Below are 21101 nucleotides of genomic sequence, written 5' to 3' on the forward strand. Positions count from 1 at the left end.
TCTCTCCTTCTTTCCTTAAAACAGCATGACCTTAACGGGGTCGCCGGGATTTTTACCCTCCTCGTTTTCAGTCATCTCAATATATCCGTCCGAGTAGGCCAGCAGGGTGATCATGCCCGACTTGCCATAGGTCGGCCTCACAAGCACGCCGTCCCCGCCTGCCTCAACCGCCACGGTCTGGAAGGTCCTGCGCCCCGGCGCCGCGTGGACATTTTCAGTCAGGGTTCCCACAATGTACTGATTCTTATACAAATCGGTCCGGTGGAAAATATTCATCAGCTTTTTCATGACCACCATGTAGACCATGATGGCAGAGGCGGGCTGACCGGGCAGGCCGATCACCGGCTTTCCAAGGGCTTTTCCCATGATGGTGGGCTTGCCCGGCTTAATGGACAGGCCGTGGAGGAACACCTCGCCCAGATCATTCAGCACGGTCAGGGTATAGTCCCGTTCACCCACCGAGCTGCCGCCGGAGAGCACTACCGCGTCGCTGGTTTCCAGTCCCCGGCTGATGGCCGCTTCAATGGCCTTCGGGTCGTCGGCCGCGTAGGCGGTCTCGATAACCTCAGCGCCCAGCTTTTCCGTCAGCGCCGCAATGGCCGGGGTGTTGATGTCCACGATCTCGCCCATCCCCGGCGTCTGTCCGGGCCGCACGATCTCATCGCCGGTGGAGATAATGGTAATCCCCGGCTTTTTGTAAACCAGCGCGTCCACCACGCCCACCGAGGACAGCACGCCCACATCCTGGGGCCTTATGGTGTGCCCGGCCTCAAAGACCGGCTCGCCGGCGCGGATGTCGTCACCGGTCAGCATCATGTTTTCCAGAGAGCCTGCCCCTTTGTAGATGGCCAGCTCATCGTCCCCGAACTTTTCGGTGAACTCGATCATCACCATGGCCTCCGTACCCTCAGGCACCATGCCGCCCGTGGGCACATAGACGGTCTCACCAGCGTGCAGGGAAAGCTTGGTCTCCCTGCCCATTTCCGCTGCTCCGGTCAGCTTTAAAAAGGCCGGAATGGATTCGCTCGCGCCCTGGACATCCCGCAGCTTTACCGCGTAGCCGTCCACCACCGACCGGTCGAAGTGCGGGACGTTTACACCCGAGACAACAGGCTCGGCCAGAATCCGGCCAAGGGCGCGCCCAAGGGGTACCCTTTCGGTACCGAGCGCATAGTCTGAGAAATATTTCTCCATCAGCGCTTTCATTTCATCGGTTGTTTTTACTTCAAATAGCTCCATTTTTATATCATCTGCACTTTCTATAATTCATATCTTCTATTGTAGCTGAATTTACATAAAATGACAAGGCTGACAAAAACTTATCAGGATTTTATCCATTGACAGACGGCGGCTTTTTCTCTTTCAAAGAGGAAATTCCGGCCTTTTTAAGTCTTGATTTATCCTTAATTAAAACGTCCTTCCTGTTTCTCATTATGCCGTAAGGTGTATATTTTATTGCAGACTAAAGGCATATGGACAAACTGTATTCAAATTATTTGGGAGGACTAACAAATGACTCAGTTATCTAAGAAAATCCGGGCCGCCACTGTCGGCCTGCTGGTCTCTGCCGCCATCTTCGCGGCGGGGTGCTCAAACACAGCGGTGAACCAGGGCGGCGAGGTGTATTACAACGCCAAGATCTTCACATCGGACGATGATCAGCCCGAAGCCAGCGCGCTGGTGGTAAAGGACGGGAAGATCAGCTTTGTGGGCAGCAGCGATGACGCCCTTAAATTCGCCGGCTCGGGCGCCACGTCCCACGACATGGGTGGCAGTTTGATCCTGCCCGGCCTCATCGACAGCCACGCCCATTATCTGGCCATCAACACCTGGACCAGTGACGTGCTGCCCCTCCAGATTGACCTGTCCATGACCCACGACCAGATCCTGGAGGCTGTGAAAGACTACGCCGAGCAGTACCCTGCCGAGGTCGCGCCTGTGATCTCAGGGATGGGCTACGGCACTGACGCGAAGCCCCTGGCCACCGAGCTGGATAAAGTCGTCTCCGACAGGCCTGTAGTACTCACCAACAGCGGCGGCCACGGCGGCTGGGCCAATACAAAGGCTCTGGAAATGGCCGGTGTCACTGCCGCGACCCCCGACCCGTCGCCGGGGATCAGCTATTTTGTGCGGGATGAAAACGGCAATCCCACCGGAGAATTCAAGGAAGCCTCCACCATGGCCATCATGCTGCAAAACCTTGGCTTAACCTCGGGCAAGGCCATCGAAACCCGTTTTCCGGTCTTTACCCAGACAGTTCTGAGCCCCTATGGCTACACCTCTTACTATGACGCGGGCCTGCTCGTCGCTGACGAAGAAGAATCCATCGACGCTCTCAGCAAGGCGGGCGCCAACATCCGCGTTTTCACCTCCTTTGTCTACAGAGACCCTGTCCCTGTCGATGAATTCGTGTCCAAAATGACCTCCGTTCGCGACAAGTACACCTCGGACACTGTGCGCCCAACCACCCTGAAGCTTTTTAAGGACGGCACACTGGAGGACTATTCCTCCCTCATGTTTGAAAACTTCAGCGACCACTCCGGCGAGGGCGTCGAGATCCTGGATAACGACCACATGATGGCGATCGCCAGGGCCGCGGCCGATAAGGGCTTCAACCTCCACACCCACGCCATCGGCGACAAGGCCATCTCCGAAACTCTTGACCTCTACCGGGATCTGGGGGACATCGAGGGCACCAAGACCATGGCCCATGTCCAGATTCTGCCCGAGGACGGTATCCAGCGCTTTGCAGAGCAGACTGACGTCTTCTACCAGACCACCCCGGTATGGGCCCTGGGCGATGAATTTACCAAGTCCGCCCTGGGCGATGACCGCTACGGCCGCCAGATGCCGCTGAACACCGTTTCCCAGAACGGCACGCTGCTGACCTTTGGCAGCGACGCCCCGGTGAGCAACGGGCTGGCTGGCATCAACCCCTTTACGGAAATGTACCATGCTGTTAAGCGCGGCGAATCCGACGATTATGACCCGCCAAAGAGCGAGGGTATCGACATCGCCACCGCCATCAAGGCTTACACCATCAACGGGGCCAGACAGGTCAACGCCGGAGATGAAATCGGCAGTATCACCGCTGGCAAAAGCGCGGATTTCATCGTTCTGGACCGCGACCTTTTAACCGTCCCGACCGATGAGATCAAAGATACCACCGTGCTCCAGACCTACTTTAAGGGCAATGAGGTTTACAACGCCCAGGACCAGCAGGGCACCGCAAAATAATCTAAAAAAAGTGTGAGAAACAGCGCTCAGATGCGCCTGTTTCTCACACTTTTTTATTGTCCTAAGGGCATCAGCCTTGGCCGGCGTTTTTCAAAGGCCGCCAGCGCCTCAAATCCGCAGTCTCTCAGCAGCGCGGCCGCCTCGGACAGCCCATCGCCCACCCGGGCCGCGCTGTGGGCGTCGGAGCCGAGGGTGACGATCTGGCCGCCAAGGGCCTTGAACCTTTTTACAATCCAGGGGTTTGGCATAAATTGCCGGCAGTTTTTACTCAGGCTGGAGGTATTAATCTCAATGCCCCGGCCCCGGTGGATCACAGCCTTCAAAATCGCTTCAATCTGATGCGTGTAGGCGTCGAGCCGGTAGATTCCCTGCTCGTCCCAGGCATAGCGGTTGACCAGGTCCAGGTGGCCGAGCACATCGTAGTCGCCCTCCTCGGCCAGCCCCAGCACCTCGTCATAGTAAGCGTCAAAGGCGTAGTCGGCGCCGCGCTCCCGGATGGTCTGGCGGATGGTAATATCCCCGATATTGTGGACCGAGCCGATGATAAAATCGTAATGGGCCTGGGCCAGAAAATCGTCCAGGGTATCCCGCCGGTACTGCCCCTCCCCAATCTCAAGGCCAAAGCGCACTGCCGGGCCCGCCCCGGCGCTGTCCCTGAGGTACTCCTCATAAGCCTCGCGGTAGGGGTAAAGGCCAAAGCTCTTATCCTTTGGGTTTACTGTAAAGTGGTCTGTGATGCACACCTCACTCAGCCCTCTGGCCGCCGCCATTTTACGGATAGCCCCAATGGTCTCCTCCGAGTCAAAGGAAAAGCGGGTGTGAACATGGTAATCGGCAAGATAACCGGACATAGGCGCTCCTCCCTCAGATGGTGATGGTCATCTCTTCCAGATGAAACTGAAAGCTGGCTGCCTCCAGGTTCTGCAGGGCGCTGATACAGATGTCCTCAGCCGCTTCCCGGCTGCCAATGACCATGACATTGTCCAGATTGGCGTGGAACAGGGCGTTTCTGTAGCTCCCGAAGTTCTCAAAAATGGACTGGAGCATCTCACCCTTCATGGAGTCGTTGATCATCTGCAGATACTGGTGCTTCTGGCGCCCGACAGTTTTAAAAATCTTGCCCACCGGCTGGTTGGCCAGGTCGATGCCGCTCAGGTCTGCCAGGTATTTGAGGTACAGCTCAACCCCGCGGTATACGGAGAAAACCATGGGGCTGTAGTCGGTCAGCTCGATGCTGGCGTCGTTCAGCAGCACAAAGGACGGCGAAATCAGGTTGATGAACTGGTCCGCCTGATCCTTTAAGATCCGGATGGTATAGGGGATCTTTTTCCGGATGACCTCATTGATGGATTCCTTTTCCACCCTGCGGTCTCCGGTATTGTTCTCAAAAATATCCTCCAAGCGGATAATGCAGTCCCGCAGCAGCTCGGTGTTCAGTCCCTTCATCTCACACACGCCGGTGTTGTTGTTGCGCCTGAAAAATACGGACTGTCCCTCAGAGACCATTTTAAAGCCGTTTTCCAGAGACTCGTTGGCCGCACCATCCAGCCAGCTGTTCCGGCAGATATAATCCCAGGTGGCGGTTTTCATGGGGAACCGCAGCTCAAAGGATAAAGGCTCAGGTGATTCGGCCTTTACACAGTCGATGGCTTCCACCAGGTAGCTGTTAATGTTGCTGGTCAGGGTGACCGCCTGTTTTCTTTTTCCCGGGCCTGTATTTTCAATTTTCAGGCTGACACTGTTATTGCTTTTGTCCGTGATGGCCTTGAGCTTTTTGGTCGAGCTGAGGCTCAGCTTCTCGCCAGTGACCACAATGCGGTTGATGCGGAAGCTGATGTCCTGTACCGTCCAGTGGGGCTCGGTCTTTGGGGGCTTTAGGGGCTCCTCGGCCACGGGCAGGGCTGTGAGCGCGGCCACGGCCACCGGCTGCTTTTTCTTTTCCCACTTGTAGCTTTCATTTTTCACCGCTGCCTTCTTGGCCGGCTCTTTTTTGGCGGTTTCCTTTTTAGCCGTCTCCTTTTTGGCGGTTTCCCGGTCAATGGGGTCTCCCCACTGGCGGTCAAACAGAGGGGCCAGGTCTGTGTCAAACAAATCGTTGCTGGCATAGACGGTGGCAATGCGCTTTTTGTTAAAATAGGAGATGGTGAACTTGCGCTTGTTCACATAAAAAACCCGGTGGTATTTTTTATTGTATTTGGGATTGTTGGTAAAATCCGGCCGTTTCATCAGGGTTTCGATCAGCTCCTCATACCCCTTCTCGCTCATGGAGAAGGAGTAGGTACAGGATATGCGGTGCGCAGAAACCGACAGCACCTCCAGATCCCGGTCAATGGCCTGTGAGGGGGCCCCGGAGATAAAGCAGTTGTTCTTTCCAGCTGCCTTGGTAAATTTAGCCTTGGAGGCCAGCACCATATTATCCGGTATGTCGTACGCCGCAATGGTGAGGTTTTCCAAAGCCTTCAGATCGCAAAGTTTTACTTTCATAGCAACCCTCCTTTTCTCTATTGTTATTTATACGCCTTTTTCGCTCTATTAATCATACCACAGAGGGGGGTGAATGTATATTAAATTCCACACTACGCAAAAAGATCGGCGCAAAACTGCGCCGATCTTACACTGTTGATGAAGCTTTAAATTAAGAGGTTAAACTTTAGAAAGAGACTTTTGAATGGAGAATGTAGAATTGAGAATGGAGAATTACAGGAACAAAATGCTGCGCATTTTGAGTAGGATAGCGGCCGCGGCCCGCTATATGAATCGCTTTTTCGTTAGAAAAAGGGTTCACTCATTCTCCATTCTCAATTTTCCATTGAAAGTGCCTCCCACTTTAATGCTCATCCAACCGCCAAGCTTACGCCCCCGCCATGGTTCCCTTTAGCTGATGGTAGATTTCCACATATTTTTCAAAGATGCCTTCATACACCGCATGGGTTTCCGGGTTTGGCTCGACCACATAGGCTTCCTTAACCATGCCGCGGGTGGCTTCCTCAAAATTCATGTAGGCCTTAGAGCCCACAGAGGCCACAATGGCACAGCCCAGAGCGCTGGCGCCTGCGTCCTCGGTCACCACAATGGGTTTTCCGGTCACATCCGAGATGATCTGCATCCAGACCTTATCCTTGGTAACGCCGCCGCAGCCCACAATGGTATTGACCGGGCTGCCATTCTGCTCAAAGCTGTCAATGATGTTCTTGGTGCCAAAGGCCACAGATTCCAGCAGGGCTCTGTAAATATGCGCCTTGGTATGGCTGAGGGTCAGGCCATAGATAACCCCCTTGGCGTTGGCGTCCTTATAGGGGGTACGGTTCCCCTGGAAGAAATCCAGAGCCACCAGTCCGTCGGCCCCGGGGGCAATGCCCTCAATCTGTTCATTCATATAGGCGTAGGGGTTGTCCATTTTGTCCACGCCAAACTCACGCATGTACCATTTTACAATGGAGCCGGCTGAGGTCTGCCCTCCCTCCAAAAGCCACGCGTCCGGAATAATGGGCGCGTCGTAGGGCCCCCAGAGGCCGTCCAGCTGCAGCTTCTGTTCGGAGAAGCAGAGCTGTACAAAGCTGGTGCCCATGATCATGGCCATTTTACCGGCCCGGTCTACCCCCAGGCCAAGCATACCGATGTGGGCGTCGATGCCCCCCTGCACCACGAGCATTTCCGGGTTCAGATCGTATTTTTCCGCAAAATCCTTATTGATGGTGCCCAGCACATCACCCACACGGGTCACATCCAGAATCATCTTATCCTTATAATCCTCAAGGCCTGCCTGGTTGAAGAAGTCATCGGACCAGCCGCCCTCGCAGGCCACATAATGGGCCTTGCAGGCTGCCTGGCAGACCGAGTTCGTAAATTTGCCGCAGAGCTTATGGTTGATATAGTCCAGCTGCTCGATGATCTTATAGCTCTTTTGATAGATCTCCGGCTGATTATTCTTAATCCAGAGCATTTTCGGGATGGTCCACTCCACAGAATCCTCGCCGCCGCAGTAGTCGAGGATCGGGTGGTGGGTCGCGTTGACAAGCTCTGTTTCCTTAACCGCCCGGTTGTCCATCCACATGATGGCATTGGTCAGGGCCTCGCCGTTTTCATCCACCGGGATAATGGTGGGTGAGGTGGCGCACACGCTGATGGCGGATATGCTGTAGCGCAGGCCAATGGACAGCTTATCGGTCACATTGGCGACCGCGGTGTTCAGACAGCGCCACCAGTCCGCGGGCCGCTGCTCCGCCCACCCCGCCTGGGGGTACAGGGTTTCATAAGCCTGCTCATCCGAAACCACCACGTTGCCGCTCATATCGGCCACCACCACACGCACACTCTGCGTGCCCAAATCAATACCCATAAAATAATTCGCTTGCTTCATTTAAATTTCCCCCTTAGAAATTTGAAATTTATTTTCGGATTGTCGAAAAAACAGAAAGACGAAGCCTTTTACCTAAGGAAGAAAAAAGCGTCCTGCGGGCAACAACCTCACACGGATATCTTCTTCACTAAAGTTAACGCCTGATCTCACCAGTGTCCGGCTGTTCCGGTTGTGTTTCACGATTCCTGGCCGTTTACCTCAGCGCCTGGACCTTTTTACTTATCTGGATAAAAGGCGCAGTCGCTGACTTATTTTTTCGAGTCCTCTGAATTTTCGTCGATCTCCAGAACCTTTCTCGCCAGCGGCTCGTCAAGATAAAGCACATCGGCATAGCCGCCGCGCAGAGCGCCCAGAACGGCCTCGGCTTTCTCAAGCCCCACGGCTACCATCAGCTTATTCGGTATTTTCTTAATGTGCTCAAGGGAAGTCCCCACGACTCTGCCGTCCAGGTTTTCATCCGCCACGTTGCCATCAATATCAATATAATGTGAGCAGACATCGCCCACTGCGCCTTTGGTCTTAAAGCTCATGTACTCCCGCGGGCTAAAGCAGCCCAGCTCATAGAGCACCGAACGCTCGGTGATGTTGCCCACCGAAAAGACCGCGGTCCTGCAGCGTTTTGCAAGCTGAAGCACTGAGCTGATCTGGGAATCCCCCATGATCACCTCAGCGATATGCGGCGTGTCCACAATGGCCGGCGCAGGCAGCAGATAGCCGTCCCCGCCGATGGCGTTCTTGAATGCCTTGACAATATCCGTCGCGCCTGACTCGTACAGGGCCCTTGAAGCCCCGCCGTTGAGCTGGATAGTCAGGGTATTGCTGCGGCTCATTTTTGGCAGGTGCTTAATGAGGACATTTAAGGTCCGTCCCCAGGCCACGCCCACGACGCTGTCATCCACGATGTACTTGGGCAGGTCCGCCGCCATGGCGCTGCAGACATCCTGCACCAGCACCTCCCGGTTTTCCACAACATCGGCCGCAATCACCACCTTGCGGATGCCAAAACGGTTGGTAAATTCAGCCTCCAGATCGGCCAGCGCGTAATGCGGCTGACGAATCCGAACCTCCACAAACCCCAGGTCCATGGCGTTCTTTAAAAGACGGCTGACGGTGGATTTAGAAATGTTTTCCTTGGCGCCGATATCCTGCTGGCTCATCTTGAGTTCATAGTACATTTTAGCGACGCGAAGGATCTGATTGACTTTGCTCTGTTCCATAATGCTGTCTTCCCTTCTTGGTGGTAGAGAAAAATTTCAATATCTGAGATTATTTTCATTGTAATGGTTTTTCAATACTTTGTCAAGCTTATTTTTGTGAAAAACACAATACCGCAAAAATATATGAGATTATTTTCAGTATTTGAAAAAAATCTCATTTTTCTCTTGACAATTCAAAAAAACAGGCGTATTCTATAATCAACAACCAATTACCACGAGAAACAAGAAAACCAAAGGAGATTAAAACTATGAGCATTCTTACCTATGTCGGCGCAGGCCAGATGGCATCTGCATTAACTTATCCTGTGATTGAAAACGGACACGAAGTACGGTTGGTGGGTACCCCCCTTGACAGAGAAATCATTGACGAGCTCCGCAGATCAAACTTCCATATCAATTTAAAGAGAACCTTGCCGGACAGTGTTAAGTACTACCAGGTCGAAGAAGTGGAAGAAGCCCTCAAAGGTGCAGATGTTGTATTATGCGGCGTCAGCAGCTTCGGTGTCGACTGGTTCGCGGAAAATATTCTTCCAATCATCCCTGACGATGTTCCGATGATCGCAGTGACCAAGGGCATGATCGACCAGGAAGACGGCTCCATGATCACCTATCCCCACTACTGGGAATCCAGACTTCCTGAGGGCAAAAAGCTTTCCATCAACGGCATCGGCGGTCCATGCACCAGCTATGAGCTGGCCGACAAGGACAATTCCGCCGTGGCATTCTGTGGCCGTGACATTGAAACCCTGCGCAAAATCAAGGCAATGTTCACTGCCCCCTACTACCATGTAAGCCTCTCAACCGATGTGATCGGTGTTGAATGCGCCGTCGCGCTCAAAAACGCTTACGCCCTGGGCGTTTCCCTGGCAGTCGGCATCGCGGAAAAGAATGAAGGCATCGGCGTTCAGCATTACAACTCCCAGGCCGCCCTGTTTGGACAGAGCGTGAAAGAAATGAAGCAGCTTCTGAATTTAGTGGGCGGCGGTGAAGAAAATATCATCTACGGCGCCGGCGACCTCTATGTTACCATCTTCGGTGGAAGAACCCGTAAAATCGGTACACTTCTCGGCCGCGGCATGTCCTTCGACGACGCCATGGAAGAGCTGGCAGGCGTCACACTGGAATCCATTGTCATCGCCACCCGCACCGCGAAGGCTGTCCGCAGACTGGCCGAAAACGGCAAGGTCGATCTGGCCGACTTCCCGCTGCTCATGCACGTAGATGACATCATTAACAAGGGCGCCGAAGTGGATATCCCCTGGAAAGCCTTTGAAACTGAAAAATTCTAGACAGCCCCTGCATCTCATATATAACCCCAAAAAGATCGGCGCAATTTTGTGCCGATCTTTTTTTGTGCTATAATATCTCCGTAATCAACCCACAGATAAAAAGGAAGTGACTTAGATTGGCAAAAAAGGATAAAAACAAAACCAATGTGATGCGCATTTTAGATAAGGCGAAGCTCCCCTATACCCCCCACGAATACGACCATGAGGACGGCGCTGTAGACGGCGTTACCGTCGCCGCCCGCCTGGGCCAAAAGGTGGAGGAGGTCTTTAAGACGCTGGTATGCCACGGCCACTCCGGCGATTACTGCGTCTTTGTGATCCCGGTGGCAGAGGCGCTGGATTTAAAAAAAGCTGCCCGGGCGGCTGGCGAAAAATCCGTTGAAATGATCCCTGTCCGGGACATCAACAGCGTCACCGGCTATGTGCGCGGGGGCTGCTCCCCCATCGGTATGAAAAAATCCTACAAAACGGTTTTTGATGAAAGCTGCAAAAGCATCCATCATATCATTGTCTCCGCGGGAAAGATCGGCTATCAGATCGAGATGGAGCCCGAAGCCCTTGTCACCTTTGTGCGGGGCAGCGTGGCCGACATTATAAAATAAGCCTGGCAAAAGAAAGGAACCCTCTATGAGCCCATACAATATTCTTATCGTAGAAGACGACGCGGACATCAACAGCCTTCTGGAAAAGCTGCTGACCAATGCTGGCTATCACGTGCGCCCTGCCTTTTCCGGCAGCGAGGGCAAAATGTGCCTGGAGCAGTACCAGTATGACCTGGTGCTCCTCGACCTCATGCTTCCCGGTGTTACCGGGGAGGCGCTGGTCGCCCAGATCCGCAGGTCAAGCACCGTGCCCATTATCATCATTTCGGCCAAGGCCTCCGTGGCTGACCGCATCGACCTTTTAAAGCTCGGCGCGGATGATTTTATCTGCAAGCCCTTTGACGTGGGCGAGGTGCTGGCCCGTGTCGAGGCCCAGCTGCGTCGCGCTGTGGCTTTTTCAGAAGCCGGCGGCAGCGTGAAGATTCTGACAAGCGGCGACCTCGTCCTGGACGCGGACAGCATGGAGGTGCGCCTGAAAGATCAGCCTGTTTCCCTGACCGTCCGGGAATTTAAAATCCTTCATCTGCTCATGTCCCATCCCAAAAAGGTCTTTACCAGAGAGAACCTCTTTACCCAGGTCTGGGAGGACGCGTTTCTGGGCGAGGACAACACCGTCAACGTCCACATCAGCAATATCCGAAGCAAGCTCGCCAAAATCGACCCTGACACTAGCTATATCAAAACCGTGTGGGGCATCGGGTTTAAGATGGAAAGGTAAAAGAAATGGAAAATTGAGAATGGAAAATGGAAAATGATTGTACCCTTTTGCTCACGCAAAAGCGATTAAAAAGCGGCTTTCAGCCGCGACAGTGTGTCAAAAACCTGAGAGACGAAGCCTTTTACCTAAGGAAGAAAAAGGTGTCCTGCGGACACTAACCTTGCAGGGATAGCTTCTTCACTAAAGTGGAACCTCGATCTCACCAGTGTCCGGCTGTTCCGGTATTTTGGCACGATTCCTGGTCGTTATTCGCAGCGCCTGGACCTTTTTTCTTATCTGGATAAAAGGCGCAGTCTCGGGCCGCGCCACTTCTTTGACAGTCTGAAGATTCCAATCAAAATGTGCAGTATTTTTTATGCTTTCGGCAAGCCTCCGGTTTGGCCTAAGAAAAAGGTCGAAGTGCAAGGCGTGGCGGCTTTTCAATGAGGGAGCATATCTTTTATATGTGACCGAATTGAAAAGCCGCCATAACGCGGCAATTCGGCTTTTTTCGACGGACAAACTTCATGCTTTCTTAACATTTGCTAGAGCAAACCTTACAATTTCCCAAGTATAATAAAGCCAACGAAAGGACAGGTGAACAACATGAAAACAACCGTACTTAAAACACGAAACCTTACTAAAAAATACCATCATGTTCCGGCTGTGGAGGGCGTATCCCTCTCCCTCGAAAAGGGCGACATCTACGGCCTCATGGGCAAAAACGGCGCGGGCAAGACCACGCTGATCCGCCTGATCACCTCGCTGGCCTTACCGGACGCAGGCGAGATTGAGCTCTGGGGGGAAACCTCGGCGGGCGGGCTGAACACCATGCGCCACCGCATTGGCGCCATTGTTGAGGATTCCTGCTTTTATCCCTTCATGACAGCCCGTGACAATCTGGAATACTACCGGATACAGCGGGGCATTGCCGGCAGAGAATGTGTGGACGAGGCTCTGGAGCTGGTTGGCCTCAGCGGGACCGGAAAGAAAAAATTCCAGAAATTCTCGCTGGGGATGAAACAGCGCCTCGGCCTGGCCCTGGCCATCATGCACCGGCCCGACCTGCTGATTCTGGATGAACCCACCAACGGGCTGGACCCCATGGGCATTGTGGAAATCCGGAATGTTCTGCTGCGGCTTAACCGGGAGCGGGAAGTCACCATTCTGATTTCCAGCCATATTCTCTCTGAGCTTTCCACCCTGGCCACCCGCTATGGCTTTATCCATCAGGGGCGTCTTGTCAATGAGATCACTGCCAGGGAGCTCGAACGCGAGTGTCAGGAATACCTTGAGGTGGTCGCAGACAACACCGAAAGGGCTGCCATGGTTTTGGAAACCTGCCTGGACTGCCGCGCCTATGAGGTTCTCCCCGATGGCGTGCTGCGTGTTTACGGCTTTCTGGACCAGGTCCCGCTCTTATCGCAGACACTGGCGCAAAACGGCGTTGGCCTCTATGCGCTAACCCCCAAAGGCTCCAATCTCGAGGACTATTTTATCTCAGTTATCGGAGGTGAAGAAAATGCTTAACTACATCAAGGCAGAGTGTTTTAAAACCTTTAAGCGGATTTATATGCGCAACACGCTGTTAATCTTCGTGCTGCTGGCCATCGCGGTCAACGTCCTGTTTTTTGTCGCCTTCCGGAGCAGCCCCACAAATTCTCAGGAGCTTATCCGGACCAGTCTCTCCGTTATTGTCCCCATGCTCCTGATCATGGTATACACTGCGCTCATTATGGTTGACATTGTCTTTTCTGATGAGTACAAATACAAAACCTTTAAAAACACCCTGTCCTTTGGCTTCACGAGGACCCAGGTCTATTTTGGGAAGCTGGCTGTCTCCATGATTGTGACGGCTGTCATATTCTCTATCACCCTGGCGGCTTATCTGGTCAGCCTGTTTCTGCTGCTGGGCTTTCCCGAAGATATGGGCCTGATCGGCGTGGTGTTTAACCGCGTTGCGGCAGCCATTCCTTTGTATATCGGCGCGCTGTGCCTCTGCAACGCCTGTGCCTTTATCATTCCCAACAATACAGCCTTCAGCTTTGTGTACATGGGTTTCCTGATGGTTCCCTATCTTCTGTTCTATACCCTGACGCTTTTAAATCCTGCTTTTACGCCGCTGTTCGGCACTGCTCTGGTAACGCCCTTTTACACATCCATCATGGGGCTGGACATCCATGTTGCCAATATGGGCGATATGATGGGCGTAGGCTTTAAGGTGGATAACATTGAAAACATCCTGAATGCTGCCCTCCTCCCCGGAACCTCTGTCGCCTACTGTCTCATCCTTGGTCTGGCCTACGCGGCAGCCGCTACCCTGATCGGCCTTGCTGTTTACAGACGCCGGGAAATACGTTAGAGGGAAGTGAGAAAATGAAAGCTTATATCAAGGCGGAGTGTTTTCGTATTATAAGACATCCGGGTACATGGAAAATTCTGTTGTTTCTCTTCGTTTTAACCACACCCATGCTGCTTTGGTTTCCGATGGTATCTTCATACTACAGTGATTGGCCTGTTTCTGCCATGCCTCCGGCATTCGCCGCCATGTTATTTGGCATCGCGCCCTACTGGATTCCCCTTTTTACTAAAAGCTGTATTACCGACGAATATAAATTTCACACTTTTAAGAATACACTCACCAGCAAACTGTCCAGAAAAGAGGTCTACATCGCCAAACTAATCATCTCTATTGTCTTAACTCTTGGAACCTACCTGACCATTCTTTTCATCTTTCTTGCCATTGGTCATTTGTTTTGCGGCATATCTGGGGACAGTCTGTTTTTTCAGGCTTATTCAGGACTTGTGGGTCAGATGGTTTCCAGCATCCCTGTATTCATTGGCGCTGTCTGTGTTTCAGGTCTTTTCTCCTGCCTGTTTACACATTTTATACCTTCAATCATTTGTTACTTAAGCTTTTTAGTTCTGCCCTATCCATTGCTTCAATTTCTTCATTTTCTAACCGGGGCCGAGTGGATTAAAGGGCTGTATTATCTGCCGCTGATCACGCCTTTTCACAAGGTGCTGCTAAATCAGCCTGTGGAGATCGAAGGATTAACGGAGGTGATCCAAACACATTCAGGTGGCTTTTTTACCCTGATCACCCCGGAGATTTTTGGCTACTGCCTGTTACTGGGCACTGTTTATACGCTTGTGGCTGTCTTCGTTGGCCTTTATATTTTCAGGCGAAAAGACATTCGTTAACCCATTTTGAAAGGAGTCAGAAACATGTTCCTGACACTCATCTTTTTTATCGCACTGTCGGCCGTTTTACTGGCTCTTTTACTGCTTGAGCGCCAGAGCCTCAAAAGGCTCAGGGATGACCTGAGCGCCGTCAACCATTCTGATGAAAGCACACCAAACAGGCGGCTGTCCCTGCCGGCGCCCGGGCGCTCCCTTGAGGCGCTGGTCCGCGAGATCAATGTCCTGATGGACCAGAAGCAGACGGTTCAGGTGGAATCCCTGCGGCGGGAGAAGGCGCTCAGACGCCAGATCGCCAACATCTCCCATGACCTGCGGACACCGCTGACGGCCATTCTTGGCTACACCCAGCTTTTAAAAGATCCTGCCCTGTCCGCCGAGGACCGTGCCGAGTATCTGACCGTGGTGGAAAAGCGCTCCCACACCCTCCAGACCCTGCTCACAGGTTTTTACGACCTCTCCCGGATGGAATCCGGCGAGTACCCCCTGAACCTCTGCCCGGTTGCGCTCCACCCGATTCTCTGCGAGCTGCTGGCCGCTTTTTATGAAGACTTTACGGACAAGGACATTCATCTTGAGATTGACCTTGAGGATGGGCTGCCCGAGGTGAGTGCTGACGCGGGCGCGGTCACCCGTATTTTCACCAACCTGATCCAGAATTCCCTGAAGCACGGAGGCCGGTACCTTGAAATCCACCAGTACGCCGAAGGAAATACCGTGATCACGGTTTTCAAAAACGAGGCCGGTGGTCTGACCGAGTCGGACATCGCTTCGATTTTTGACCGCTTTTTCACAGCCGACCGCATGCGCACCGGCCAGAACACCGGACTGGGTCTGGCCATTGTCAAAAATCTGGTGGAGGCCATGGGCCACCGGGTCACCGCCAGTCTGGACGGGTCACTTTTCAGCCTTTGTATTTACTGGAATCAGGCGTAAAAAGAGCACGGCACAATTTTGCGCCGTGCTCTTTCTTATGGTTTGATCACAATGTTTTCCGGCTCTTTTCCCTCAGATACCAGGCGCAGGTTTTTCCAGCTGTCCCGGTGCATCTTATGAAAAACGTGATAGGTCGTGCCCGCCACGTGGGGCGAGACGGCCAGCTTCTTTTCCCTGACTTCCTCAGGCAGCCTTAAAATCGGGTTATCCAGCGTAAAGGGCTCTGGCGCGAGGGTATCAATCCCGGCACCGGCAATGGTTCCATCAAGGAGCGCCTGGGCCACAGCCTCCTGATCCATGATCTCACCCCGGGCTGTGTTGATGAGGATTCCGGTTTTTTTCATTTTTCTCAAAAAGTCTCCGTCGATAAAACCAGTGGTTTCCGGCGTTACCGGCAGGTTGACACTCACAATATCTGAGGTCTCGAGCAGAGTATCAAGGTCACAGTAGGCAGCATTCCGCTCTGTCTCCTCCTTCTCGGGCAGACGGTGCCGGTTATAATAAAGCATCCGGCACCCAAAACCGTTCAGCCGTCTGGCCAGCTCCTTACCGATGGCGCCAAAGCCGACAATGCCCACAGTGCTGTCTCCCAGCTCCATGAGCCCGTCCAGTATGAACTGCTGCTTGGCGGCTGCCTGTCCGCCCTCATACACCATGCGGGCGCCCTCCATAAACCGGCGCTGCAGCGCTAAAATCAACAGGATGATCTGCTCAGCAACGGCGCCGCTGTTGGCGGAGGCGTTATTGCACACATATACGCCCTTCTCTCTGACGGCCTCCAGGTCAATCCGGTTATACCCCACACCCTCAGACTGGATCAGCTTCAGATTGGGCAGGCCCCGGATCAGGCTGCCGCTGACCGGCAGCACCGGGTCGGCAAAAATAAAGGCTGCGTCACCGGCCTTTTCCAAAATTTCGTCGTCGGTCATCCCCTGGGCAAAAACGAGCTCCCAGTCCTCTGGAATCTGGCTGAAATCGGTGTATTTCTCAATCCGCGCTCTGGCGGCCAAAACAATGACTTTCATTTTATCGCTTCCTTTCTTTCCCCATTGTAACGGTTTCTGCCGGTAATTTCAAGGCAGGTTCCTTAGGTTTTTTAAGCCCTTGTTTAATCCTTTGCTTTTGGGTATATTCCTAAAAGAAGATGCACGCAGGGAAACCTGCAAATTCAAAGAAAAGAGGTTTTAAGCCAATGTTTAGAGAAAAAGTCCGTGTGGTTCAATACGGCTGCGGCAAGATGGCCAAGGTCATTATCCGCTATTTATATGAAAAAGGCGCAGAAATTGTGGGTGCCATTGATGTTAACCCGGATATTGTGGGGATGGATGTCGGCGATTTTGCCGAACTTGGCGTAAAACTGGGCATCACCATCAGCGATGATGCCGACGCGGTTTTAGACAATACAGACGCGAATGTCGCCATTGTCACCATGTTCAGCTTTATGGACGATATGGAGGAAGCCCTCGAAAAGGTAGCCAAGCGTGGTATTAACGCCATTACTACCTGTGAGGAAGCGATTTATCCCTGGAATACTTCTCCAGCCATCACCAACCGGCTCGATGTCCTTGCCAAAGAAACCGGCTGTACCATCGCGGGCTCTGGCATGCAGGATATTTTCTGGATCAATATGATCGGTACCATCGCGGGCGGTGTTGAGCGCATCGACCGCATCGAGGGCGCTGTGAGCTACAACGTTGAAGATTACGGCCTGGCGCTGGCCAAGGCCCACGGAGCCGGCCTTACTGCCGAAGAATTTGAAGAACAGATTGCCCATCCCGAAACCCTTGAGCCCTCCTACGTTTGGAACTCCAACGAAGCGCTGTGCTCAAAAATGGGGTGGACCATCAAGTCTCAGACACAGAAAAACGTCCCCTTCTTCTCGGACGAGGATGTTTATTCCGAAACTCTGGGCGAAACCATTAAGCGCGGTAATGCCATAGGCATGAGCTCTGTGGTCACCACTGAAACCTTCCAGGGACCTGTGATCGAAACACAGTGTATCGGCAAGGTTTATGGCCCCAACGACGGCGATATGTGCGACTGGAAAATTTCCGGCGAGCCGGACACCACCTTCTATGTGGAAAAACCAGCCACAGTAGAACACACCTGCGCCACGGTTGTCAACCGAATTCCGGCGCTGCTGAACGCACCTGCCGGTTACTTTACCGTTGAAAAAATGGAGCCCGTCGAATATATGACTTATCCGATCCAATATTACGTGGATGAATTTTTCTAAAAAACCACAAAAACGGCACCGCTTTTAACGCGTGCCGTTTTTTATGCCCATTTTACAGCTTTCCAAAGTTTCTCAGAAACAGGGTGTTCATAATGGCCCGGCTGCCCTTCCACCAGTTTTCACTGAGGATAAAGGCATCGCCGTACTGCGCCATATTATCGAACCAGGTCCAGGTAATCCCCCAGACACCGTCTTTGGGCTTGGTATCCAGCAGATACTGCAGCTCTTTCTCCACCATTTCCGCGTTATCTTCATAGAAAACACTGGAGGGGCTGTTGATGAAATTTGACGGGCGGACGCCGTACTGCTCCCAGATCGTTTCATCTTCCCCGATGGCTTTTTTTATTTTTCCGCCCAGCGCTTTTACCAGGGCGTCGCCATCATATCCGCCGAGACTGATCTCTCTGATGGTGTCGATGAGCACCATATACCCGCTCAGGCCCATTTCTCCGTAGCTCATATCCTGTGTCAGCATCTCCAGAAAAGCATGCGTGAAGGTGAGTGCCTTCTGGTAAAGCGGGGACTCCGGATCGCCATATTTCAGGATAAAGGCTGCGAAACTGGCTGTCATGCCAAGATACTCCTTACGGTTCATTTCCTCGCTGTAATTCCACCAGGGCGCGTGTGGGTAGTCATCGTTGCTTTCCACTGTAAAGCGCCAGCCATAGTCTGCCAGATCCTTCTCTGCCTCCAGGTATTTCCAGATTCCCTGATAAACGGGATGCTCCATGTCCTCGAAGCCGGCGAGTCTCAAAAGCCCCAGGGCGTGGTCGGTGCTCGCGGGGGTGGAATTTGGATTCCAGTTGTCCGGCTCCAGAACATGGCCAAAGCCGCCGTCCTCGTTCTGGTAGGATAACAGCGCGTCAGCAACTGCTTTTTTATCCCCATCCTCAAAAAAATACTGCCACAGGCACAGCTCCACATGCCGCGCGTTTCGGTACATCCATGTTTTAATTTCATTATAAAAGGCGTTCTGCATCGCAAGTCCTTCCTTTCGTTGTTCTATCTGTTATTATACCATCTCAGATTCTGCGGACTTGTAAAAAAGCGACATTCTTGACGCTGTTAAAATTTCCACGTGCCAATAAAAAGGACACTGTCCGAAAACAGTGTCCCATACTTTATGTGAAACCACCTTACAGAAAACGTACCTTTGAGCCATCTCTCGGTTTCGCTTCTGGCGCTTCATCCGGATAGCCCAGAGCCAGACCGATAATAAACTCATAGCCTTCAGGCGCGCCAATCTTTTTCATCATGTCCGCACCGTCCTCGCTGGTCATATAGTCTAAAATCATGCCGATGATACAGGTGCCCACACCCATGGATTCTGCCGCCAGGGCCATGTTTTCAACCACAATGCCGCCGTCCACATAGCGCCATTTATTGGCGGTGTCGCCCACAATAAAAGCAAAGGCCGGCGCGTGGTAATAAACCGAATAGTTATCCGCAGACAGATCATAGCGGCTGCCGTGCTCGTTGGCATAGGCCTTAAAGCCAGCGTTCATTTCCATTAGAAGGTCCTTGTCCTGGACCATAATAATATCGCAGGACTGCTCGTTCCGCCCGGTCGGGGCCTGAAGGGCTGCCTCCATTATGCTTGCCAGCTCGCTCATTCCCACAGACTCCTGTTTGTATTTCCGGATACTCCGGCGGTTTAAAATACTGCTCATGGTTGGATTTGAGATCATCTGAATAGTTTCCATCATTACCTCCATCATTTTATAATCACATTGGGCTTATTTTATTTCACCCTGATACTATTATATCACACCTGTAAAGCGGCGTCGCTTGTCAGGAAAGCACTGCTGCCGCCAGATTGCCGCAGAATGCGTAAAAAACGACCACCACCTCAGCAAAAATTGTCAAAAGTGTTACTGGAATGGCAAGGCCTTTTGACCGCAACGCATTTTCCGCCCACACCAGGCCCTTTGCCAGAAAATACATGAGCGGTATAAGCGCGGTGATCACATAGCGCCCCTGGGGCTGGTAATCCGACGAATAAGAATACCATATGCTTAAACCGATGGGCAGCAGAATTGCCAGTATCAGCGTGGCTGTCCATAAATGCCCTCGGGCGCCCTCTTCTTTTCGCGCTTCCTTAAACCACCACAGGAGAAAGCCAACGCCCCCCACACCAAAAATTCCCGTCAGGACAACATAGGCAATCTTCGACATGGGAATACTCATAAAACCAAAATTTCCTAAAAAGCTGATATAGGTCACAAAAATCCAGGGCGGACTCACCTTATCCATATTTTGATAGGAAGTAAACAGCATCTGCAGAATCGAATAGCCCGAGTTCATGGGCGTCACATGCTGCGAGGGCTTATAAGCTGGCTGGGCCAGCTGTTCTGCCAGCGCGGCGCTTGTCCGCATGCCGAAAAAATCGCCGTCGTGCAGCAGCGCGCTTCTCACAAACCACCAGCCTGCCAGTACAGCGCAGATCCCGATAATGACCAAGCCCAGGCCCAAAAACTTCCTGAGCGGCCATTTTTTACGGTTTATCAGGTAATCTCCTGCATACAGAACCACACTACACAGGATAAAGCCATAGGCATTGTAATAAGATAAAAAGCAAAGTGAAAGCCCCACAGCCATCACCACACAGCTTTTTAAATCCCAGTGGCGTTTCATTCCCAGTATCCACGAGTAAAAGATCAGCGCTGTGGAAAACAGCGCCAGGGTGTCATTATTCACATAGGAGGAAATAAAAACAAACTGTGGCAGAAGACAGACCAGCACCGCGAAAAGGTAAACCCCTTTTCCATTAAAGCACTTTCTGCCAATGGCCAGCACCAGCACCACTGTGCCCGTGGCAATGAGCGTATTGGCAAAGCGGGCCGCAAGGTAAAGCTGATCCTCAGCCATGCCGAACAGCGCTCCCGCCTGCATAAATACCGCGGCGATCTGGTAGGCAAAAATCGGCTGATAGGCATAAGACTGTCCCCATAGGGGATTGACAATTTCCGGTTCATTGCCAAAGGGCAGCACCCCGTTCTTAAAAATAAAATGGGCGATATCGTACCGCATGTCCTCATCCGGCGCATTATTGTAGGGAATCAGCTGCGACCAGGCAAAATAAAAGAAGAAACAGAACAACACAAAGAAAATTTCCCGCTGATAGGTTTTGAAAAAAGCTTTAGTCTGCATCCCGATCCTGTTCCTTTCTGAATACCAGGCTGAACCAGAATGCCAGAAACGCCCCGGCTGCGAGCACAAGGGCAACATTCAGCACAAAATTACCTGTTTTGAACAAAAAAGGCAGTGCAATGTAGAGCAGCAGCAAAACCAATAATACCGTCAATATTTTTTTCATCCATTACCTC

The 21101-nt window shown here is 52.4% G+C and carries 19 protein-coding genes; 9 read left to right on the top strand and 10 right to left on the bottom strand.

Features of this window, described 5'->3' with window-relative positions:
* Positions 1-15 precede the first annotated feature (15 nt).
* Positions 16-1239, bottom strand: coding sequence for a molybdopterin molybdotransferase MoeA (locus BUC22_RS02615; RefSeq protein WP_013379735.1), 1224 nt, complete (start codon positions 1237-1239; stop codon positions 16-18).
* 273 nt (positions 1240-1512) lie between these two features.
* On the opposite strand from BUC22_RS02615, the gene BUC22_RS02620 reads away from it, so the two are divergent.
* The gene (locus BUC22_RS02620) at positions 1513-3237 is read left to right on the top strand and encodes an amidohydrolase (RefSeq protein ID WP_013379733.1); all 1725 of its coding nucleotides are present in this window, start codon (positions 1513-1515) and stop codon (positions 3235-3237) included.
* Positions 3238-3290: 53 nt separating this feature from the next.
* Here BUC22_RS02620 and BUC22_RS02625 read toward each other — a convergent pair whose 3' ends face one another.
* The 4 genes from BUC22_RS02625 to BUC22_RS02640 form a co-directional block, all read right to left on the bottom strand.
* Entirely contained in the window at positions 3291-4088 is a 798-nt protein-coding gene (locus BUC22_RS02625) for a histidinol-phosphatase HisJ family protein (RefSeq protein WP_013379732.1), read from the bottom strand.
* Positions 4089-4101: 13 nt separating this feature from the next.
* The gene (locus BUC22_RS02630) at positions 4102-5721 is read right to left on the bottom strand and encodes a type II toxin-antitoxin system RnlA family toxin (RefSeq protein ID WP_013379731.1); all 1620 of its coding nucleotides are present in this window, start codon (positions 5719-5721) and stop codon (positions 4102-4104) included.
* A gap of 367 nt (positions 5722-6088) precedes the next feature.
* On the bottom strand, positions 6089-7597 hold the full coding sequence (locus BUC22_RS02635) for an FGGY-family carbohydrate kinase (protein ID WP_073382308.1): 1509 nt from the start codon (positions 7595-7597) through the stop codon (positions 6089-6091).
* 248 nt (positions 7598-7845) lie between these two features.
* Positions 7846-8814: a sugar-binding transcriptional regulator gene (locus BUC22_RS02640; RefSeq protein WP_013379729.1), complete on the bottom strand. Its 969-nt coding sequence runs from the start codon at positions 8812-8814 to the stop codon at positions 7846-7848.
* Positions 8815-9062: 248 nt separating this feature from the next.
* Here BUC22_RS02640 and BUC22_RS02645 point away from each other — a divergent pair, with 248 nt between their 5' ends.
* The 7 genes from BUC22_RS02645 (at position 9063) to BUC22_RS02680 (ending at position 15539) form a co-directional block, all read left to right on the top strand.
* Positions 9063-10103, top strand: coding sequence for an NAD(P)H-dependent glycerol-3-phosphate dehydrogenase (locus BUC22_RS02645; RefSeq protein WP_013379727.1), 1041 nt, complete (start codon positions 9063-9065; stop codon positions 10101-10103).
* A 116-nt stretch (positions 10104-10219) separates the two neighbouring features.
* Positions 10220-10705, top strand: a complete 486-nt coding sequence (ybaK, locus tag BUC22_RS02650) for a Cys-tRNA(Pro) deacylase (protein WP_013379726.1) — start codon at positions 10220-10222, stop codon at positions 10703-10705.
* 25 nt (positions 10706-10730) lie between these two features.
* Positions 10731-11423: a response regulator transcription factor gene (locus BUC22_RS02655; RefSeq protein ID WP_013379725.1), complete on the top strand. Its 693-nt coding sequence runs from the start codon at positions 10731-10733 to the stop codon at positions 11421-11423.
* 585 nt (positions 11424-12008) lie between these two features.
* Entirely contained in the window at positions 12009-12932 is a 924-nt protein-coding gene (locus BUC22_RS02665) for an ABC transporter ATP-binding protein (protein WP_013379723.1), read from the top strand.
* Positions 12925-13764, top strand: a complete 840-nt coding sequence (locus BUC22_RS02670) for an ABC-2 family transporter permease (RefSeq protein ID WP_013379722.1) — start codon at positions 12925-12927, stop codon at positions 13762-13764. Before BUC22_RS02665 ends, BUC22_RS02670 begins: the two co-directional genes overlap by 8 nt.
* 14 nt (positions 13765-13778) lie before the next feature.
* The gene (locus BUC22_RS02675) at positions 13779-14606 is read left to right on the top strand and encodes an ABC transporter permease (protein ID WP_013379721.1); all 828 of its coding nucleotides are present in this window, start codon (positions 13779-13781) and stop codon (positions 14604-14606) included.
* 24 nt (positions 14607-14630) lie between these two features.
* Positions 14631-15539 carry a sensor histidine kinase gene (locus BUC22_RS02680; RefSeq protein WP_013379720.1) on the top strand — a complete coding sequence of 303 codons (909 nt, stop codon included), beginning with the start codon at positions 14631-14633 and terminating at the stop codon, positions 15537-15539.
* Positions 15540-15574: 35 nt separating this feature from the next.
* Here BUC22_RS02680 and BUC22_RS02685 read toward each other — a convergent pair whose 3' ends face one another.
* On the bottom strand, positions 15575-16564 hold the full coding sequence (locus tag BUC22_RS02685) for a 2-hydroxyacid dehydrogenase (protein WP_013379719.1): 990 nt from the start codon (positions 16562-16564) through the stop codon (positions 15575-15577).
* Between the two features lie 167 nt (positions 16565-16731).
* Between BUC22_RS02685 and BUC22_RS02690 the strand changes: the two genes are divergently transcribed.
* Positions 16732-17775 carry an NAD(P)H-dependent amine dehydrogenase family protein gene (locus BUC22_RS02690; protein WP_013379718.1) on the top strand — a complete coding sequence of 348 codons (1044 nt, stop codon included), beginning with the start codon at positions 16732-16734 and terminating at the stop codon, positions 17773-17775.
* A gap of 52 nt (positions 17776-17827) precedes the next feature.
* Here the strand turns inward: BUC22_RS02690 and BUC22_RS02695 are convergent, their stop codons facing one another.
* The 4 genes from BUC22_RS02695 to BUC22_RS21660 form a co-directional block, all read right to left on the bottom strand.
* The gene (locus BUC22_RS02695) at positions 17828-18754 is read right to left on the bottom strand and encodes a hypothetical protein (RefSeq protein ID WP_013379717.1); all 927 of its coding nucleotides are present in this window, start codon (positions 18752-18754) and stop codon (positions 17828-17830) included.
* A gap of 157 nt (positions 18755-18911) precedes the next feature.
* Entirely contained in the window at positions 18912-19481 is a 570-nt protein-coding gene (locus BUC22_RS02700) for a nitroreductase family protein (protein ID WP_158308581.1), read from the bottom strand.
* 85 nt (positions 19482-19566) lie between these two features.
* On the bottom strand, positions 19567-20925 hold the full coding sequence (locus BUC22_RS02705) for an ArnT family glycosyltransferase (protein WP_073382311.1): 1359 nt from the start codon (positions 20923-20925) through the stop codon (positions 19567-19569).
* Complete coding sequence (locus tag BUC22_RS21660) at positions 20915-21091, bottom strand: hypothetical protein (RefSeq protein ID WP_013379714.1); 177 nt, start codon at positions 21089-21091, stop codon at positions 20915-20917. Before BUC22_RS21660 ends, BUC22_RS02705 begins: the two co-directional genes overlap by 11 nt.
* Between the last annotated feature and the right edge of the window lie 10 nt (positions 21092-21101).

Source organism: Eubacterium callanderi (genome assembly GCF_900142645.1).
In the GTDB taxonomy this organism is placed as follows: Bacteria; Bacillota; Clostridia; order Eubacteriales; family Eubacteriaceae; genus Eubacterium; species Eubacterium callanderi.

What these genes read in the sequence shown, in the direction of transcription:
- BUC22_RS02700 (WP_158308581.1), bottom strand. Translation starts at nt 19,481, where the DNA reads ATGATGGAAACTATTCAGATGATCTCAAATCCAACCATGAGCAGTATT.
- BUC22_RS02695 (WP_013379717.1), bottom strand. Translation starts at nt 18,754, where the DNA reads ATGCAGAACGCCTTTTATAATGAAATTAAAACATGGATGTACCGAAAC.
- BUC22_RS02675 (WP_013379721.1), top strand. Translation starts at nt 13,779, where the DNA reads ATGAAAGCTTATATCAAGGCGGAGTGTTTTCGTATTATAAGACATCCG.
- BUC22_RS21660 (WP_013379714.1), bottom strand. Translation starts at nt 21,091, where the DNA reads ATGAAAAAAATATTGACGGTATTATTGGTTTTGCTGCTGCTCTACATT.
- BUC22_RS02655 (WP_013379725.1), top strand. Translation starts at nt 10,731, where the DNA reads ATGAGCCCATACAATATTCTTATCGTAGAAGACGACGCGGACATCAAC.
- BUC22_RS02670 (WP_013379722.1), top strand. Translation starts at nt 12,925, where the DNA reads ATGCTTAACTACATCAAGGCAGAGTGTTTTAAAACCTTTAAGCGGATT.
- BUC22_RS02685 (WP_013379719.1), bottom strand. Translation starts at nt 16,564, where the DNA reads ATGAAAGTCATTGTTTTGGCCGCCAGAGCGCGGATTGAGAAATACACC.
- BUC22_RS02630 (WP_013379731.1), bottom strand. Translation starts at nt 5,721, where the DNA reads ATGAAAGTAAAACTTTGCGATCTGAAGGCTTTGGAAAACCTCACCATT.
- BUC22_RS02640 (WP_013379729.1), bottom strand. Translation starts at nt 8,814, where the DNA reads ATGGAACAGAGCAAAGTCAATCAGATCCTTCGCGTCGCTAAAATGTAC.
- BUC22_RS02620 (WP_013379733.1), top strand. Translation starts at nt 1,513, where the DNA reads ATGACTCAGTTATCTAAGAAAATCCGGGCCGCCACTGTCGGCCTGCTG.
- BUC22_RS02625 (WP_013379732.1), bottom strand. Translation starts at nt 4,088, where the DNA reads ATGTCCGGTTATCTTGCCGATTACCATGTTCACACCCGCTTTTCCTTT.
- BUC22_RS02665 (WP_013379723.1), top strand. Translation starts at nt 12,009, where the DNA reads ATGAAAACAACCGTACTTAAAACACGAAACCTTACTAAAAAATACCAT.
- BUC22_RS02705 (WP_073382311.1), bottom strand. Translation starts at nt 20,925, where the DNA reads ATGCAGACTAAAGCTTTTTTCAAAACCTATCAGCGGGAAATTTTCTTT.
- BUC22_RS02635 (WP_073382308.1), bottom strand. Translation starts at nt 7,597, where the DNA reads ATGAAGCAAGCGAATTATTTTATGGGTATTGATTTGGGCACGCAGAGT.
- BUC22_RS02680 (WP_013379720.1), top strand. Translation starts at nt 14,631, where the DNA reads ATGTTCCTGACACTCATCTTTTTTATCGCACTGTCGGCCGTTTTACTG.
- BUC22_RS02690 (WP_013379718.1), top strand. Translation starts at nt 16,732, where the DNA reads ATGTTTAGAGAAAAAGTCCGTGTGGTTCAATACGGCTGCGGCAAGATG.
- BUC22_RS02615 (WP_013379735.1), bottom strand. Translation starts at nt 1,239, where the DNA reads ATGGAGCTATTTGAAGTAAAAACAACCGATGAAATGAAAGCGCTGATG.
- BUC22_RS02645 (WP_013379727.1), top strand. Translation starts at nt 9,063, where the DNA reads ATGAGCATTCTTACCTATGTCGGCGCAGGCCAGATGGCATCTGCATTA.